8 protein-coding genes are annotated in these 18246 nt (G+C 36.1%); all 8 read right to left on the minus strand.

The genetic code is table 11. From position 1 onward, the window contains the following. Nucleotides 1-27: 27 nt before the first annotated feature. The 8 genes from ABD859_RS15430 to ABD859_RS15465 all read right to left on the minus strand — a co-directional run bounded on the left by ABD859_RS15430 (nt 28) and on the right by ABD859_RS15465 (nt 18236). Nucleotides 28-1632 carry a SusD/RagB family nutrient-binding outer membrane lipoprotein gene (locus ABD859_RS15430; RefSeq protein ID WP_345145478.1) on the minus strand — a complete coding sequence of 535 codons (1605 nt, stop codon included), beginning with the start codon at nt 1630-1632 and terminating at the stop codon, nt 28-30. A gap of 17 nt (nt 1633-1649) precedes the next feature. Then, nucleotides 1650-4742 (minus strand): SusC/RagA family TonB-linked outer membrane protein, encoded by a 3093-nt coding sequence (locus ABD859_RS15435; RefSeq protein ID WP_345145479.1) that lies wholly within the window; start codon nt 4740-4742, stop codon nt 1650-1652. A gap of 263 nt (nt 4743-5005) precedes the next feature. Beyond that, nucleotides 5006-7666, minus strand: a complete 2661-nt coding sequence (locus tag ABD859_RS15440) for a glycoside hydrolase family 3 N-terminal domain-containing protein (RefSeq protein ID WP_345145480.1) — start codon at nt 7664-7666, stop codon at nt 5006-5008. 12 nt (nt 7667-7678) lie between these two features. Continuing rightward, the gene (locus ABD859_RS15445; protein ID WP_345145481.1) at nt 7679-9922 is read right to left on the minus strand and encodes a GH92 family glycosyl hydrolase; all 2244 of its coding nucleotides are present in this window, start codon (nt 9920-9922) and stop codon (nt 7679-7681) included. 9 nt (nt 9923-9931) lie between these two features. Then, a complete protein-coding gene (locus tag ABD859_RS15450; protein WP_345145482.1) occupies nt 9932-11416 on the minus strand; it encodes an alpha-L-fucosidase in 1485 nt (494 codons plus the stop codon). A 243-nt stretch (nt 11417-11659) separates the two neighbouring features. Next, entirely contained in the window at nt 11660-13975 is a 2316-nt protein-coding gene (locus ABD859_RS15455; RefSeq protein ID WP_345145483.1) for a glycoside hydrolase family 20 protein, read from the minus strand. Nucleotides 13976-13981: 6 nt separating this feature from the next. Continuing rightward, the gene (gene lacZ / locus ABD859_RS15460) at nt 13982-17128 is read right to left on the minus strand and encodes a beta-galactosidase, LacZ type (RefSeq protein ID WP_345145484.1); all 3147 of its coding nucleotides are present in this window, start codon (nt 17126-17128) and stop codon (nt 13982-13984) included. A gap of 85 nt (nt 17129-17213) precedes the next feature. Further along, on the minus strand, nt 17214-18236 hold the full coding sequence (locus ABD859_RS15465; protein ID WP_345145485.1) for an isoaspartyl peptidase/L-asparaginase family protein: 1023 nt from the start codon (nt 18234-18236) through the stop codon (nt 17214-17216). Nucleotides 18237-18246: the final 10 nt, after the last annotated feature.

Below are 18246 nucleotides of genomic sequence, written 5' to 3' on the forward strand. Positions count from 1 at the left end.
GTGTGTGTCCTTACTCAACCAAATTAATTATTTAGTGTCCCACCAAAGTTTTGTTCCTCCGGTATCAGGACCTCCTAGTTTTGTAATAGCATCTTCAACAGCCTGTTTATTTGAAGAATATTCGTTAGTAACGTAAATAACTCTTTTCATCAAACTTTTTCCAACTCCAACATCAGTATTATCTGTGTTAAGCGGCTGATAAATAATTTTAGCATCTGTTCTTCTTAAATCAGCATAAGCTTCCCATGATTCTGGAAAAATTGCTAAATATTTTTGAACTGCAATTTGTGTACGCTGATCTGCAGTAGAAGCTGACCAAGCTACTGGTAATTTCACAGGAATACTTTCTGTTACTAAACCAGGACGAAACGTATTTACATTTGGAGCAGTCGGCAGTGAAGTTCCAGCAATATAACTATTAATCTCTGCAGCATCAGTAATTCCCCATTGTGCCATAGACAATCTAATACCTTGCTCATATAAAGATTGAGCGCTTCCACCCATATTCCATCCATTTAAAGCACCTTCAGCTCTTGAAAAATAATTTTCGGAAGCCATGAAGATTTCGATGTTTTTTGTGTTGCTTAATGGAGCTGAACCTGGGTTTGGTCCTAATCCCAAAACATTTTCATTAAATGCAGAAAAATTATCTCTTTCTTTATCTGTAAAGAAACCTCTTAAATATCCAGTTGGTCTACCAATGTACATACCAGTCGCTCCAGGTGAAAACCACTTCTGCAATCTTGGATCACTGTATCCTAACAGAAGACTTTCCATAGAAGAGGTCATTTTATAACCCCATCCGCCTACGACAATATTTAAGTTGTTTGGTGTTACAGAACTAACCTGATAGTAAGCACTTTGATCATTACTCTGCATAACTCCCGCTGCTACTGCTGCTTCTGCTTCAGTTTTTGCTTTCGCCGGCTCGACATCAGAAATTCTTAATGCTAAACGTAATCTTAAGCTGTTTCCAAAAACTCTCCACTTGTCAACGCTTCCTTGGAAAACTCTATCATTTGATTGAAGAGGTCCAACAGAACTTAATGAAGTAGAGCTTAAAACTGTATTTGCTTCATTCAACAATTTAAAAAAGTCTTCATAGATAGATTCAACGCTGTCATAAGGAACACTTTCTTTACCACTACCTGCTTGAGAATAAGGAATTGGTCCGTACAAATCTACCATTTGATTAAACATATATACTTTCCAGATCTTAAGAACTGCTGAAGTTTCAGCATTTCCTTCTGCACCTTTAATTGCATAATTTAAACCTGGAAGAGCAATAGTATAAAATCTTGCCCATCCTCTTGACTCATAACCTCCAAAGCTATTTCTTTCTGTACTAAAGTCAGAAGATAAATAATGAATAAAAGTAGAAGATAAAATACCTGTAGCAATACCCCAAGTTCCCTGATCATCTGCATATCCAGTAGTTTCTCCTGCTCCATTATGGATACCTGCATATAGAGCTGTTGCAAATGCTGGCCCAACCATTGAAGCGTCTAACTGATCTTCCGTTAGCGAATTAGGATCTTTGTTTATTTCATCAAAATCGCCTGTACAGCTTGATAAAATAGAACCTGCTAATAAAGCAACTCCTAATGTTTTTATTTTAAAACTATATTTCATGATATCTCTTTATTTAATTAAAATCCAAATTTAACATTCACCCCGTAATCTCTCGTTGAAGGGATGTTGAAAGACTCTACACCTTGAAGGTTCCCTGTACCAGCACCATTTTCCGGATCGAAATATTTAGCCTTATTCATGAAGAAAAATAAATTTCTTCCTACTAATGAGAAATCAATACTTTTAAAACCTGAATCACCTAAAAAACGTTTTGGCAATGAATAACCAAATACAAGTTCTCTTAATCTAATGTTTGTAGCATCATAGATAAAAGGTTCTGCTAAAGGATCTCTTTGTCCTATTGATGTCCAATATTGTTCAGACGTAACACTTGTTGTATTTGGAGTATAAGTTCCGTTACCGTTATCTACTACACCAGGAACAACAAATCCATCTCTTCCTGCAAGAGTAATATCACTTACCCCTAAACCTGCCATTCTAGCTTGTGTATAAGAAACCACTTCACCGCCAATTCTAAAATCAACAAGGAAACTCATAGAAAAATCTTTGTATTTAAAACTATTTCTGAAACCTGCTGTCCAATCTGGATTAAAGTTTCCTGCCCTAACATCAAATGAGTTTGTTGCTACTGGCAGACCTGCATCGTTTACAATAACGTTTCCGTTTGGATCTCTTTTGAAACCTTTAACATATAAGTCACCGTATTCACCACCTACTACTACTTTACTTCTAACCAATCTTCCTTCACCCAAAACCAATTCGTCTCTTCCTTCATAAATAGAAACTACTTTAGATTTGTAAGTTGCAAAGTTTGTTGTAATGTCCCATGTAAAGTTGTTTGTCTGGATTGGAGTTGCCGTAAGTACAGCTTCAAAACCTTTATTCTGGATTTCCCCACCATTAACAATTGCTCTTGATTTTGCAGAAGTTTCCGGAGTATTGATGTAGAAGATCTGATCTTTTGTGTTTGTTTCGAAGTAAGTAACATCTAATCCTAAACGACTGTTGAAAAATCTAACATCTGCTCCAAATTCAATAGAGTTAGACATCTCTGGTCTTAAATTTGGATTTCCAGCAGTTGAATCTGGGAATAAAACTCCACCGTTTCCACCAATATATCGTAATCTTGAGCTTGTTTGATAAGGATTTGTATCATTACCTACTTTTGCATAAGATGCTCTTAACTTAGCAAAGCTGATAACTTCCGGAAGAGTAACCATATCAGAGATAACACCAGATAAACCCACAGAAGGATAAAAGAATGATCTATTATCTGCTGGTAATGCAGAAGACCAATCGTTTCTTGCTGTTAAATCTAAGAATAAATAGTTTCTAAATCCAATTTGAGAAAACCCATAAGCAGAATTAATTTGTTTATCTGAAGCTGCAGATAGTGCAGTTGGATCAGTTACGTTCGACATTGTAAAATAATTTCTTTTGCCTAAACGTCCTCCCGAAGTTAATGAAGAACTATTTTGTTTCAAAATATTCGCACCCGCATTGATTCCTACTGAGAAATCTCCAAACCTCTTATTATATGAAAGTAAAGCATCCGTATTGAATTCTGTTGCAGTTTCATAAAACTCAGTATAATTACCTACATTTTGGTTAAATTCTGCAGTAGCGTATCTTTTTGAAACGATTTTATTAGTAGTCTGATCTAAACCAGCTCTAACTTGTAAACTTAAAGCACTTGTAAAATCATATTTAAGAGATGCAAGACCTATAAATCGGTTTCTTTTATCTGTACGATCATTATCACGTAGTGCAGTCCAGAATGGGTTTCCTCCAGGAGTTCCTGATTGATCTACAAAATAATTTTTCTGTAATTCACCTGCAGAGTCAGTATATTCAAAATCTCTGTAATCATTGAATTTAATACTACGAGGTAGTAAGTAAGCAGAAGTACCAATAGACTCTTCTCCTGTTTTTAATATATTATCAATTTCCTGAACAATATAATTTGTTTTTGCATCTAATGATAATTTATCTGTAAGCTTACTTGTAAATCTTAAATTAAGATTATGTCTGTCAAGCTCATTTCCGCCAACAATACCTTCAGCACGTGTGTTAGTATATGAGAAATAACCTTGCGATTTTTCATTTCCAGAGGTAATAGATAATGTATTTGCTAAATTATAACCTGTTTTATAGAAATCTTTAACGTTGTTTGGCTGAGCCGTGTAATCTGTTGTTGCTGGTCCAGCATAATTAGGATTACGAACTAACTGCCAAGCCGGAACTTGTCTTCCGTCATATTTTGGTCCCCAGCTCGAAGTCGAAGATGAACTGTAGTTCCCTAAATCTCCCTGTCCGTATTCATTTTGAAAATTAACCAAGTCATAAGCAGATGAAGCCATAAAGTTAGATGACAAGGTAACTGAAGTTTTTCCTGCTTTACCAGATTTAGTAGTAATAACGATAACACCATTACTTGCTCTGGTTCCGTAAAGTGCTGCCGCAGATGGCCCTTTTAAGACTGTCATCGAAGCAATATCTTCCGGGTTAATGTTTGAAATACCATCTGGCTGTGTGGTACCTCCTGTATCAAGGTTTTGATTATCTGCTCCAGTACCATTACTAATTGGCACACCATCTACAACATATAATGGTTGGTTGTTTCCAGTAAGAGATCTGTTACCACGTAATGTAATTCTAGAAGAAGAACCAACACCATTTGAAGTTGTAGAGAAGTTAAGACCCGCAACTTTACCCGAAAGTGAGTTGGCAACGTTTAAAGATCTTGCTTCTGAAAGCTCATCAACAGCAATGTTTTGAGCTGAATACGTAATTGCTTTTTTCTCTCTTTTAATACCAAGAGCCGTAACTACTACCTCTCCTAATTGTTGTGTTGCTGCTCCTAAAGCCGCATTAATTGTAGTTTGAGTTCCTACAGGTACTTCTTTTGAAGCTGAACCAACATAAGAGAAAACCAAAACTGCTGATTGATTTGGAACTGTGATTGTGTACTTACCATCAAAATCTGATGATGTACTTGTTTTTGTTCCTTTAACAACAACGTTTGCTCCAGGGATCGGAATTCCGCTTTGAGCATCTGTTATCGTTCCTTTTACTGTTGTTTGTGCCTGCAGACTTTGAAAGCCAAATAAGCATACTACAAACAGTAATTTTAGTACGTCCTTGATCATATTTAGTTGTTTTTTGAGTTAATAACATGTTAAACTTAAGAATACATTCTGTTAACAAAATAAAATTTCGACAAATGACATATTTGGAAAGGTGTTGGTTATACATTTATAATTTTGGGGTACGAAAACGTTTTATATTGTAAGCTTTATCCTCTTTATTTAAAGGCTTCGCATCGAATTAATCTAAGTGATTTATCCTTTATACAACACTATTCATTTTAATACCCCAAAAACGTTAAAAATATTCTTAAATTAAACTTAAATTAGTTCGAAACCTTAAAAGTCGTTTTTAATAAATCAGCTGAATTTCCACCTACCATAACTTCAAAATCTCCCGGCTCTACAACACGCTTCATTTCTCTGTTCCAGATAGATAACTCATCTGGTGTAAGTGTAAATTCTACATTTTTAGTTTCTCCTTTTTTAATATTAACTCTTTTAAAACCTTTTAAGGTCTTTTCTGGAGTCGTTGTACTGCTGTATACATCATTAATATACAACTGGACAACTTCATCACCGTCTCTGCTTCCTGTGTTTTTAACATCAACTGTAACTTTTAATTCAACATTTGGTTTAATTTCTTTAGAACTAATTTTCAGGTTTGAATATTCAAACGTTGTATAGCTTAGTCCATATCCAAATGAATATAAAGGATGTTCACTTTCTGCAACATATTTATGAATCGCAGATGGTTTTTGGTTATAATATATAGGTAACTGCCCAACAGATTTTGGAACCGTAATTGGAAGTCTTCCTCCAGGGTTGTAATCTCCAAATAAAACATCAGCAACAGCTCTTCCTCCTAATTCTCCAGGAAACCAGCCTTCGATTAAGGCAGGAATATTTTCGCTGATCCAGTTTGTAGAAAGTGGACGACCGTTTAACAGCACGCAAACAACCGGAGTTCCTGTTTTTTGAATCGCTTCAATTAATTCCTGCTGCATTCCGTGTAAATTCAAATCAGCAACATCTCTGTTTTCTTCTACCAATTCGTTAGATTCTCCTAAAACCACAATCGCGACATCGGCTTTTTTAGCAGCATCGATTGCTGGCTGCATGTTTACTTTTTCTAGGTTCCAACGCAGGTGAGCTCTCGCTCCCCAGCCTCCTTCCCACATTTCTATGCGGACTTTGTATTTTTTTCCTGCTTCGATATTTTTTGGAGTCGTTACAATACTTGTCGCACCTTTTGTCCAGTTATCAATAACCAATTGATCATCAATCCACATTCTGATTCCATCATCAGAACTTAAACCTAACCAACCGTCAAATGATCTGTCTGATTGAATATAACCTGTCCATCGAATAGAAAAATCGTCAACATTTACACCATCACCAGGAGCCCAAGGCCAGTCAAACTCTAATTGGCTGTCAATACGAGTTAATGCAGGAGTTCCCTCTAGATTTCTGTTATTAAAATATTCTCCTTTTAATCCATTTTGAGATCCGTCTGAAGTAAATAAATATTTAGATGGAATAGCCTGACCTTTAATAATCAACGGCACACCTTCTTCATAAACTACATTTGCTGTTTTACCAACTACTTGCTGAATACCCTCAAAAACCGTAGTTCCAACACTATTTTTTGGAGAATAACCTCCAAGTCTCGAAGCATTTGCATTTGGTCCGATAACTGCAATATTTTTAAGGTCTTTTTTTAATGGAAGAATATTGTTTTCATTCTTCAATAAAACCATTGATTTCTGAGCCGCTTCTAAAGCAACAGCCTGATTTTCTTTAGTATGAAAACGCTCTTTAATTAAGTTTTTATCTGTAAACGGATTTTCAAATAATCCTAATAAGAATTTCAAACGTAAAACTGCACCAGCTGCACGATCGATATTTTCCTGAGTTAGTTTTTTCTCATTAACTAATTCAATAATCGTGCTCTGCCAAAATTCATTACTAAAATCATAAAACTGCATATCAACTCCCGCTGAAACTGCTTCTCTAATACTTTCTTTTGGAGAATCAGAAACCTTATGAGTTGTTTGAATGTATTTAATAGCACCTAAATCAGAAACTACAAGTCCTTTAAAACCCCATTCGTTTCTCAAAACATCCGTCAATAACCAATGATTAGCGGCACAAGGAATTCCGTCTAACTCAGAATAGGCACACATGGTTCCTAAAGCGCCTCCTTTTCTAAATGCTTTTTCGAATGAAGGTAAATGATCTTCACGAGCTGAACGTTCTCCAACTAAAATTGGCGAAGAATTTCCTCCCGCTTGCGGAATACCATGAACGGCAAAGTGTTTTGGTTCTGCAATAATTGAACGATCTGATTTTAAATCGTCTCCCTGAAGTCCTTTAATGAATGCTAAACCAATTTCGCTGTTTAAGAAAGCATCTTCACCAAAAGTTTCAGCGACTCTTCCCCATCTTGGTTCACGTCCTAAATCTAAGTTTGGCCCAAACCCAAAATGAACTCCATGTGCTCTGGCTTCCATACCAATTACTTTACCTACTTTATCTAAAACAGAAGTATCCCAGGTTGCACCAAGTCCAATGTTCATTGGGAAAGTCGTACTTCCTTCGTCTAAATATCCGTGAAGCATTTCACACATAATCAAGGCAGGAATTCCCCAGCGGTTTCCTTTAATTACGTTTGTCTGAAGGTCGTTAATCATTTTCGCCGAACGAGGATATAGGTCATGAATCGCTCCAATTCCTAATTTGCCAATTTTTTCTGCCGATTTAGATTTTGCAAAATCTTCTTTTTCTTTAAAAAAATCTCCTCGGTACATATCCATCTGACGTACTTTTTCTTCAAGCGTCATACGGCTTAACAAGTCTTTTACCCTATCTTCTACCGGTAATTTCGCATCCTGATAGGGATATTTTTGCTGCGAATAGCTGTGGTTAAAAAAACCTACAGCCATTACACAAATAATGGCTGTTTTTTTGATTTTTAATTGTAACATAATTGTGTTGTTTTAATTTTGAATCACTTTAAGCTTTGTTCCATTCACAAAATCATCATGTGAAATAAAAAAGCTGTTAAGTGTTTTTCCGTTTAGCTCAATCGAATTGATTTTTCCGCCATTATTGAGTTGTCTTTCAATTACGATGCTCTCTTTTTTATAATATCTTGGATCTAATTTAATCGTCACTCTATGGAACATTGGCGCTGTAATCGTGTAAATTGGATCTCCAGGAGAAATTGGGTAAATTCCCATCATCGAGTACACAAGCCAAGCCGACATTGTTCCTGTATCATCATTTCCTGGCAATCCTTTTGGTTCATTTTTGAAATATTCTCGAACCAGTCTTTTTACATGTTCCTGAGCTTTGTGCTCGTCGCCTTTCACATAATTAAATAAATAAGGATTGGCAATGTCTGGTTCATTTGCCATATCAAACTGTTTGGTGTCGAAGATTTTCTGCAATTGAGCTGAAAATGCCTGATCACCGCCCATTAATTTCTTTAATCCAATGATATCGTGCGGTACCATAAAATTATACTGCCACGCATTTCCTTCAATAAAACCAACATTTTCTTCAAAATTAGCTCCGGAAGCAGGATCAAATGGCTCGTACCAATTTCCGTTTGCAATTCTTGGGCGAAGTAAATTCAGATTCTTATCAAATAATTTTCTATACGATAACGAACGGTTTTTAAAACGTTTTACATTGTCTTTGTCGCCAAATTCGTTGGCCATAAGTGAAATAGCATAATCTGAAATATTGTATTCCTGAGTAGTTGAAACCGGTCCTTTATCATCGGTTGTCAAATATCCTTTTTTGATGTAATCTTTCAATCCCGGACGAAGCGGATTATTTTCAACCTGATCTGCGCCTTTCAACATCGCGTAATACGCTTTATTAACATCATAATCACGAATTCCTCTCATGTAACTATCTGTAATTACAATACTTGCAGGATCTCCAACCATTGTAAAAGTTTCAGTCGAATTCAATTCCCATTTTGGTAACCAGCCGTTTTCATCAAACATGTCCAACATACTTTTTACCATATCCGATTGCTGTTTTGGATAAACCAATGACATCAACGGATGCACGTTTCTGTACGTATCCCATAAAGAAAATACGGTATAACGAGTATCTTTGGTTTTAGCAATTTTAGTTCTTTTAATTACCGGATATTCACCATTAATATCATTCAAAGTATTTGGGTGAATTAACGTGTGATACAAAGCCGTATAGAAAATCGTATTCTCATCTTTTGAACCGCCTTCAACCAAAATTTTAGAAAGTTCTTGGTTCCATTCGTTGTAGGTTTCTTTGTAAATGGCGTCAAAAGATCTGTTACCCACTTCTTTTGCTAGGTTTTCACGGGCATTTTCGATACTTACGTACGAAATTCCAATCTTTACTTCGACCGTTTCCTGTTTGTCGAATTTATACGTAAAATAACTTCCAATACTATCTCCCACGACGGTTTTGATTGTATTTTCCATTATTCTCGCTTTTCCGTTGTAACCCATCCATTGCGCTTCAACACCATTGTATTTTGAAGGTTTTTTCCAAACTCCAAATTTATCGGCAGGTTTAGAAAATTGAGCCACAAAATAAACCGGATAAGCATCTTCTGGACTGTTGTAACAAAACGAACCAACCGAACGCATTCCTTCAATTTCTGTCGAAGAAACCACTTTTACCATCGCACCTTCTTCATTCGTTAAACCTAAACCAAGATTTAATAAAATATTAGACTGTCCTTTCGGGAAAGTGAATCTGCTTACCCCAACTCGTTTTGAAGTTGTAAATTCGCCTTTTACTTTATACTTGTCGATGTCTACGCTGTAATACGCTGCTTTTGCTACTTCATTAGAATACGTCGAACCGTATTTTAAATGATCGATTTCAACTGGTCCAGTTGTGGGCATTAATAAAATAACACCTAATTCAGGACAGCCAACACCGCTCAAATTCACCTGACTAAATCCGGTCAAAAAAGTATTTTCATTTACATACGGATTAGAAAGCCACTGGCTGTCTTTTTCCATTGGCGTATTTTTTACTCCCGCCACATTAAACGGACTAATACTTGCCATTCCGCGTGGTGCAATGGGTCCTGGAAAAGCCGCACCGTAATTGGATGTTCCAATAAACGGATTTACATAATCGGCAGGCTCTTGCGCAAAAATGGTTATGCTAAAAAACAGCATGTACAAAATACATGCTGTCTTCAATTTATTTGTTGTATTTAAAACCATAGGTTCCCTTTATCTGTTAATCGCTTCGATTTTTAAAGTCCAAGCTTCTTTTGCAGGAAGGTTGTTTCTTAAACTTTCCGGAATAATTACTTTAAATCCGTTTCCTTCTTTTGTCCATTTCAAAGAAGTTTTAGAACCTAACATAGTAATTTTTGTTCCTTTTTTAGGGCTGATCGATTTTACTGTAACTTCTGCAGGAATTTTATCTTCTCCTTCTTTAGCTAAATAAAATGCGAATACATTACCCGCTTTGTTTTGTGTAAAACAAATGTTTTCTTCTTTGTATGGCTCGATTGGTTTTGTATTGTAAATCGCTGTGCTGTTTACTTTCATCCAGTCTCCGTAAGCCTGTAACAAATCGTAAGCTCCTTTATCCCATTCTCCTTCAGGGCTTGGCGCAACGTTTAATAATAAGTTACCGCCTTTTGCCACGATATCAACTAACATGTGAATACCTTGTCTTCCGGTCATATATTCTGCACCCGGAGAGTAAGACCATCCACCGCCGGCAGGAATACAAGATTCCCAAGGATAAGGCAGTGTTTTTGCAGGAACACGTCCTTCTGGCGTTAAGTAGTTTTGGTTTTTACCGTGAACCGCTCTGTCAACTACAATTAATCCTGGTTGTTTTTGGCGTGCTTTAATTACCAATTCGTCCATTTTTGGATCCTGATCTACAACTCTGTGTTTGATGAAACCGTTTTTAGATTCGTTTTCTGTAAACTTCTCATCATAGTTTTCTTTAATATTCACTTGGTCTCTTTTACGAACCCATCCACCGTCTAACCAAAGGATATCTACTTTTCCGTAGTTAGTCAGGATTTCTAAAATCTGGTTGTGAGTGAAATCAACATATTTCTGCCATTTTTCTGGATATAATGACGGATCGTAATTTACGTTTCTGTCAAATGGAGGAAAATACGGATCCCAGTAATTTTCGTTATGCCAGTCTGGTTTAGAGAAATACGCTCCTGTTGAAATTCCTTCACCTCTAAAAGAGTTGAAAATCTCTTTTAAAACATCGGCTTTTGGATTTGTATGAAAAGGAACATCTTTACTCGTAATTTTATAATCCGAATATTTAGTATCATACATGTTAAATCCATCATGGTGTTTTGTAGTGAAAACCATGTATTTCATTCCTGCATATTTAGCGGCTTTTGCCCATTTTGCAGGATCAAATTTTACTGGATTAAATGTTTTTCTCAATCCTTCATAATCGGCAATATATTGATTGTAATTGGCAGGATTGCTTCCTTTTTTACGCTCACACCAGCCGTAATCTTCCGGGCAGATAGACCACGATTCTACGATTCCCCATTGGCTGTAAGTTCCCCAGTGCATTAGCAAACCAAATTTTTTCCCCTGCCACTCGTCTAAGTTTTTCAACACTAACGGATCTGTCTCTGGTACATAGCGCTCATCTTCATAAATGGCCTGCGAAAACATCTGAACCGAAAATAACATCGCGATTATGAATATTCCTTTTTTCATCTTTTATTCTATTTATAGTTTTTGTTTTTGTTCTTTTTTAATTGTTAAAATCACATTTAAGATATTAACACAAAGTGTCCCTGCTCTCTAACTTTGTCAAAGCTTCTCATTTTTGTCATTTCGACGAAAGGAGAAATCTCTACAAGAAACTCCTCATAGCAGTTCGCCAATCTTTAGCGAGCAGCTTACGGAGATTTCTCCTTTCGTCGAAATGACAATATTATATGTTATATCATACGTTCATTAATTCACTAGAATTTCATCAACAAACAACCACGAACTTTCGCCTTTTGGGCTTTTCTTTAAGTTGCCTGCAATTACTTTCACAAAGCGTGCATTTTGTTTTTGGAAATTGATTTTAAAATCCTTCAATTCCGGAATTGGGTTTACAGCATACGGACGTGTTATTTTCCCTACTTGTTTGTATTTAATTCCGTCATTAGAAACCAATACTTTAACTTCTACAGGGAAATTTACGCCTGCACCCTGACTTTCTAAAGCTCCAACAATTACCTGCTCTATACTTTCCTGTTTTTGAAAATCAATTACCAGTTCCATGTCGTTTACTAACCAAGCCTGCCATTGTCCGTCGTGGAAATTTTTACTTCCTCTAATGGTATTCACCATCGTATTAGCATCTCCTTTATAACTCTGGTTGTAAGGCGTTAAGTATTTTACCTTCTGTGCTACGGCTTTATGGAAAATAATGGTATCTGTAAAGGTTTTTCCAACTGGTTTTTCATCCTGAAATAAAGAAGCTTTTAAAATAGTAGTTTCTTTAAACTCAATTGGACTTGTATATTTTACGGCATGATGATCGATGCTTTTATCTCCTAAAACGTAACGAATATCCGGATTTGGGAATTCGTTTTTCAATTCTACTTTAACTTGTTTATTGGCAATATCTGCTGTTGATGAAGCGGTTACCAAATACGCACTTTTTGCATAATTGATTCCCAGATAATCGTAGCGCTTGAATAAAGAAAATAATCTAGTTGTAAAATCATTCCAGTTACGTTTTTCCTTCGGACTCCAAAGTGTTTCAGATAAAGCGGCTAATCTTGGAAAAATCATATATTCAGAATCTTTTGGTCCTGCGATATGTTCTGCCCATAAATTTGCCTGTCCGCCTAATACGTGCGCAGCTTCCTGTGGTGACATTGTAGCTACAACCGGATCAAATTTGTACACTTCGTTTAACGGATTATAAGCATCAAAAGCTAATGGTTCTTCGTTTTGCGGACCTTGATAAAAGTTGAAGTAACAAGGTGTTTCCGGAGTCATAATTACATCGTGTCCCTGATCTGCCGCTTCGATTCCTCCTTTTGTTCCTCTCCAGCTCATAACGGTTGCGTCTGGAGCTAAACCGCCTTCTAAGATTTCATCCCAGCCGATAACTCTTTTCCCTTTTGAGTTGATGTATTTTTCCATACGTTTTACAAAATAACTTTGTAATTCGTTAACATCTTTTAAGTGTTCGTCTTTGATTCTTTTTTGACAATGCGGACATTTTGACCAATTGGTTTTCGTCGCTTCATCGCCGCCAATATGAATATATTTTGAAGGGAAAATCGTGATTACTTCATCAATTACATTTTGTAAAAATTCAAAAGTCGTTTCTTTTCCTGCACAATAAATATCGGTTAAAGGCCAAACCCCGCCAGACGGAACACCAATTCGCTGATTGAAACAAGCTAATTCCGGATACGATGCAATCGCACTGCTTACGTGTGCCGGCATTTCAATTTCAGGAATTACTTCGATTCCTTTTGTCGCTGCATACTTTACGATTTCTCTTAATTCATCTTGCGTAAAAAATCCGCCATATGTTCCTTTTTCATCAGGATTAGTCGTTAATCTCGCATTCCAGCTCGTATTTTCCTGATCAACTCTCCAAGCACCAACTTCAGTTAATTTTGGATATTTTTTTATTTCAATTCTCCAGCCCTGATCGTCAACTAAGTGCATGTGCAAAACGTTCATTTTGTGCATCGCTAAACGATCGATAGTAGCTAAAACATAATTTTTATCAAAGAAATGACGCGATAAATCCAGCATCAAACCTCTCCATTTAAATCTTGGTTCGTCTGTAATTGTTACACTTGGAATCTGCCATTTTTCAGTAGAAATAGAAAATTTACTTTCAATAGCTTCCGGAAGTAATTGTCGAACACTTTCCAGCGCATACATAAAACCAACATTACTTTTAGCCGAAATAGTAATATTTGTTGGATTTACATCTAAAACATAAGCTTCATTTTTGATGTTTGGATCTGTTTTAAACTGAACAAAATTACTTACCGGAGCTTTAGCCGCTATTTCTGGTTTAAATCCGGCAGCAAGTTCAAATTTTGAAATCAAAGCATTTGCCGCATCTTTCTGAAAATCTCCGTTTACAACAAACTTCGTATCTTTTGTAAATTCAAAAACACCAGTTTTAATTAAAGTCTGAGTCGGTTTTGGAATTATACGAATATCATTTTCCGTATATACTTTCTGTGCATTTACAAAACTTGCTGCAACCAGAAAACCAATAACTAAATAGGATTTAATGCTCATAAACTATTATTTTAAAGAAGGTGTAATTTTAAATTGATATTGATATGTTTTATCTTTCAATAAATATTTTTCCATTGGCCATGCCTGCCAGCTGTCGATACCGCCAACGCCCATTTGTTTCGAATCGATTTTTAAACTCGTTAAATCTCTCTCTTTCAATTCGGCAGCATGACGCTGATCTTTTTCTAAACCATCGTCTAAATCTTCGTTTAAGAAATGTAAAGCTGTAATGGCTAATAAATTATCTGAAGTTACAGTCAGTTTTAATTTATCGCTTAAAACTTCCAAGAAACGAACATCTGTTTTATTTCCTGTTTCCTGCGGACGGATGTACGGATAATATTGTTCTGAAACCGTTTGATTATAAAGTCCAACTTGTGAACTGTAATTTCTGTCGATATAATTTTCGTGTGGCCCTCTTCCCAAATACGTCAAATTGCTGAAATCTTTTGGCAGAATTACTTCCATTCCAAATCTTGGTAAAATAGGCTGATCTTTTGTTTTATCAATATTTAAAACTTCTTTTACCGCTAATTCTCCGTTTCCGTTGATTTCGTAATTTAAATCTAAAGTCGAATTAACCGAAGTCAGTTTATAAGTCGCTTTTACCTGAACTTTATTGTCTTTTGTAACTACATAACTCCAATTTACTAATGTTGGATTTTCTGTTGCTTCTTTCCAAGCCACAAGATTTTTCTGGAAATTTGCCCCAAAATCATTATCATTTGGTGCTCTCCAAAAGTTTGGACGCAATTGATATCCGTCTTTAATAATTGGATTATTATCGAATGAATAACCGCTGATAAATCCTGTTTTCTTGTCGAAAGTAATCGTTGCTTTTTCTCCTTTGAAAACGGTATTGTTTGTATTTTTTTCAACCGTAATTTTTGAAGCTCCGGCAATTGAAATATCATTTTTCCAAGTTCCTTTATACGCTAATTGTTCCATAGCAATTTCGAAACCTTTTGGCAAAAACGGCTCTTCATTTTTCAACGTATAACTAATATTGATAAAAGCTTCCTGAAATTTTGCATCGCCTAATTTTACTGGTAAAGTATACGTTTTAGATTGAGTTGGATCAATAGCCAAATAATCGATTGTACCTGAACTGTGCACAACACCATCTAAAACCAGTTTCCAGTTTAAAATGACATTTTCTAAGTTTTTAAACGAAAATTCATTATACACTTTAATCGTTGCATTTTCCTGGTTTTCCCAAGAAGTGTGTATGTCCTGATGTACATTTTTTACCTCAAATGCGTGCGGATTTGGTTTTCTGTCAACTGTAAAAACACCATTATTTACGAAGTTATTATCGCTTTTCACGTCTTTTGGTCCAAAATCTCCTCCGTAAGCTAAAATCGTGATTCCGTTATCCAGTTTTTTATAAACCGATTGATCAATCATATCCCAAATAAAACCTCCCTGAAAGTTTGGATACTTACGAATTACATCCCAATAATCTTTAAAATTCCCCATCGAATTCCCCATCGCGTGCGCATATTCGCATTGAATGTAAGGTCTTGACGGATTTGGATTTGCCAGAATATATTCTTCCATTTTGTTTGGCGAACTATACATTGGATCGATAATATCAGAATCCCATTCAAATTTTAAATCTTTTCCGTCCCAAGCGCCTGCAGTGGCTCTTTCGTACTGAATTGGTCTTGATTTATCGCGGTTTTTAATCCATAAATAACCTCTGTAGAAATTGTAACCGTTTCCGGCTTCGTTACCCATACTCCAAATAATGATCGAAGTGTGATTTTTGTCTCTTTCAATCATTCTCTGCATACGCTGAATATGTGCCAATTCCCAGTCTGGTTTATTACCTAAAGTTTTAGTAATGTCATAACCCATTCCGTGTGATTCTATGTTGGCTTCATCAACTACATAAATTCCGTATTTATCACATAATTCGTAGAAATATTCGTCGTTTGGATAATGCGACATTCTCACGGCATTGATATTAAATTGTTTCATTAATTTAATATCTTCTTCCATTCTTTCTCTTGAAATGGTTTGTCCTGTAATTGGATCTACTTCATGACGATTTACTCCTTTTATGTAAACTGCTTTTCCGTTTACTAAAAGCTGTCCGCCTTTGATTTCTACTTTTCTAAATCCAATTTTATGCGGAATAACTTCAATTACAGTTCCTTTTTTATCTTTTAAAATGAAGTTTAACTGATATAAATTCGGAATCTCGGCACTCCATTTCTTTGGATTTTTTACGTCGAATGAAAAAGTTTCTTTAGCCGAATTTCCATTTACAGCAATATTTTTTGAAGCCACAACTTTTGAATCGTCTTTTAGTTGTACTTCTAAAGTATAAGCGTCTTTTTTATCTAAATCAGAAAACTGAGTCGTGATTTTCAAACTTCCGTCTACATAATTCGCATCAAGATCAGGAATTACTTCGAAATCATTTAAATGCGCTTTATTTCTGGCAACTAAGTAAGAATCACGTGTAATACCGCTCATTCTCCACATGTCCTGACATTCTAAATACGAACCGTCATTCCATTTCATTACCTGTAAAACGATGAGGTTTTTACCTGTTTTTACGTATTTGTTTAATTTGAATTCAGAAGGTAATTTTCCGTCTTCTCCATAACCTACATAAACTCCGTTTACCCAAACGGTTAAGTTTGATTTTGCGGTTCCAATATGAAGAAAAATATCTTTTCCTTCCCACGATTTGTCAATTGTAATTTCTCTTCTGTAAACTCCGGTTGGATTATAATTTGTGGGTACAAAAGGCGGATTTGGCGCCATTAAATAATCAAAATCGTAAGATGTGTTTACATAAATTGGATACCCATATCCGTTTACATCCCAGCTTGCCGGAATTTTGAAATTATCCCATGCTTTATCATTAAAATTGGTTTTCTCAAATTCTTTTGGAAGATCTGCCGGCTTTTCAACATATTTGAATTTCCAGGCTCCGTTTATGTCCAAATAATTTTTAGATTCTCTCCAATTGTATTTTTGCGCTGCAGCTTCATTTTCAAAAACATAATAAGCAGCATGCATGGGTTCTCTATTCTCTTCGTTGATTTTTTCATTCTGCCAGAACGGAACTTTTTCCTGCGCATTAACGGATAAAACTGAGATAATTAGTAAGGTTAATATGGATATTGTTTTTTTCATTCTTTGTTTTTGTTTGAACACATAGCCCGATGATTAATCGGGATAGATTGTGAGAGAAAAAATCTATTTCTATGTGTTTAAAATTTTATTTATCCCAGGACATTTTATATTTGGCGTCTTCCATTCGGTGTCCTTTTTCATCATCCGAAACGGCGAAATTAAAACCAGATCGCAAACTGTAACCTGCATGTTCACCGTTTTTATTTAAAGCAATAAAACCAACCTGAAGATATTCCATGTCTTTGTGGTTTTTGTGTTTATTGTAAATACGTTCTGTGATTTCTTTACAGGCATCGTAAGGTGATTTTCCCTGACGCATTAATTCAACTACCATGGCACTTCCCGCTGTTCTGATTACAGCTTCGCCTAAACCTGTGGCAGCAGCAGCGCCAACTTCGTTATCAAGAAAAAGACCCGCGCCGATTATTGGGGAGTCACCGACGCGGCCGTGCATCTTCCAGGCAGCACCACTAGTGGTGCACCCTCCCGAAAGGTTTCCGTCTTGATCTAACATTAGCATGCTTATGGTATCGTGGTTTTCAATATTGATAACCGGCTTGTATTTAGAATCTTCCAACCATTTTTTCCAGTCTTTTTCAGATTCTGGTGTCAATAGGTTTTCTTCTTTAAATCCTTCTGATAATGCAAACTGTAATGCGCCTTGTCCGGCCAGCATAACGTGCGGTGTGTTTTCTAAAACTCTTTTCGCAACCGAAATTGGGTGCTTTATTCCCTGAAGAAAACAAACAGAACCGCAGTTGCTGTTGTGATCCATAATACAGGCGTCGAGTGTTACTTTTCCTTCGCGATCCGGATATCCTCCATAACCAACACTGCGGACATTCGGATCTGCTTCAGGAATTTTCATGCCGGCTTCAATCGCTTCTAATGGCGATTTTCCGGCTTTTAATTGTTTCCAGGTTTCCTGATTGGCAGGCAGACCATGATTCCATGTCGAAATAACAACTGGCTTTTTTACTTTTTTTGAAGGAAATTCTAATGCGCCTTCGTTTTCATCTTTTTCTTTCGCAAATCCGCTAAAACCAACTGAACTTAAGGCTGCTGCGCCCAAAGCTGTTTTTTTGATAAAATCTCTTCTATTTGACATGCCGTTTACT

It is taken from the genome of Flavobacterium ginsengiterrae (assembly GCF_039539785.1).
Classification (GTDB): Bacteria; Bacteroidota; Bacteroidia; order Flavobacteriales; family Flavobacteriaceae; genus Flavobacterium; species Flavobacterium ginsengiterrae.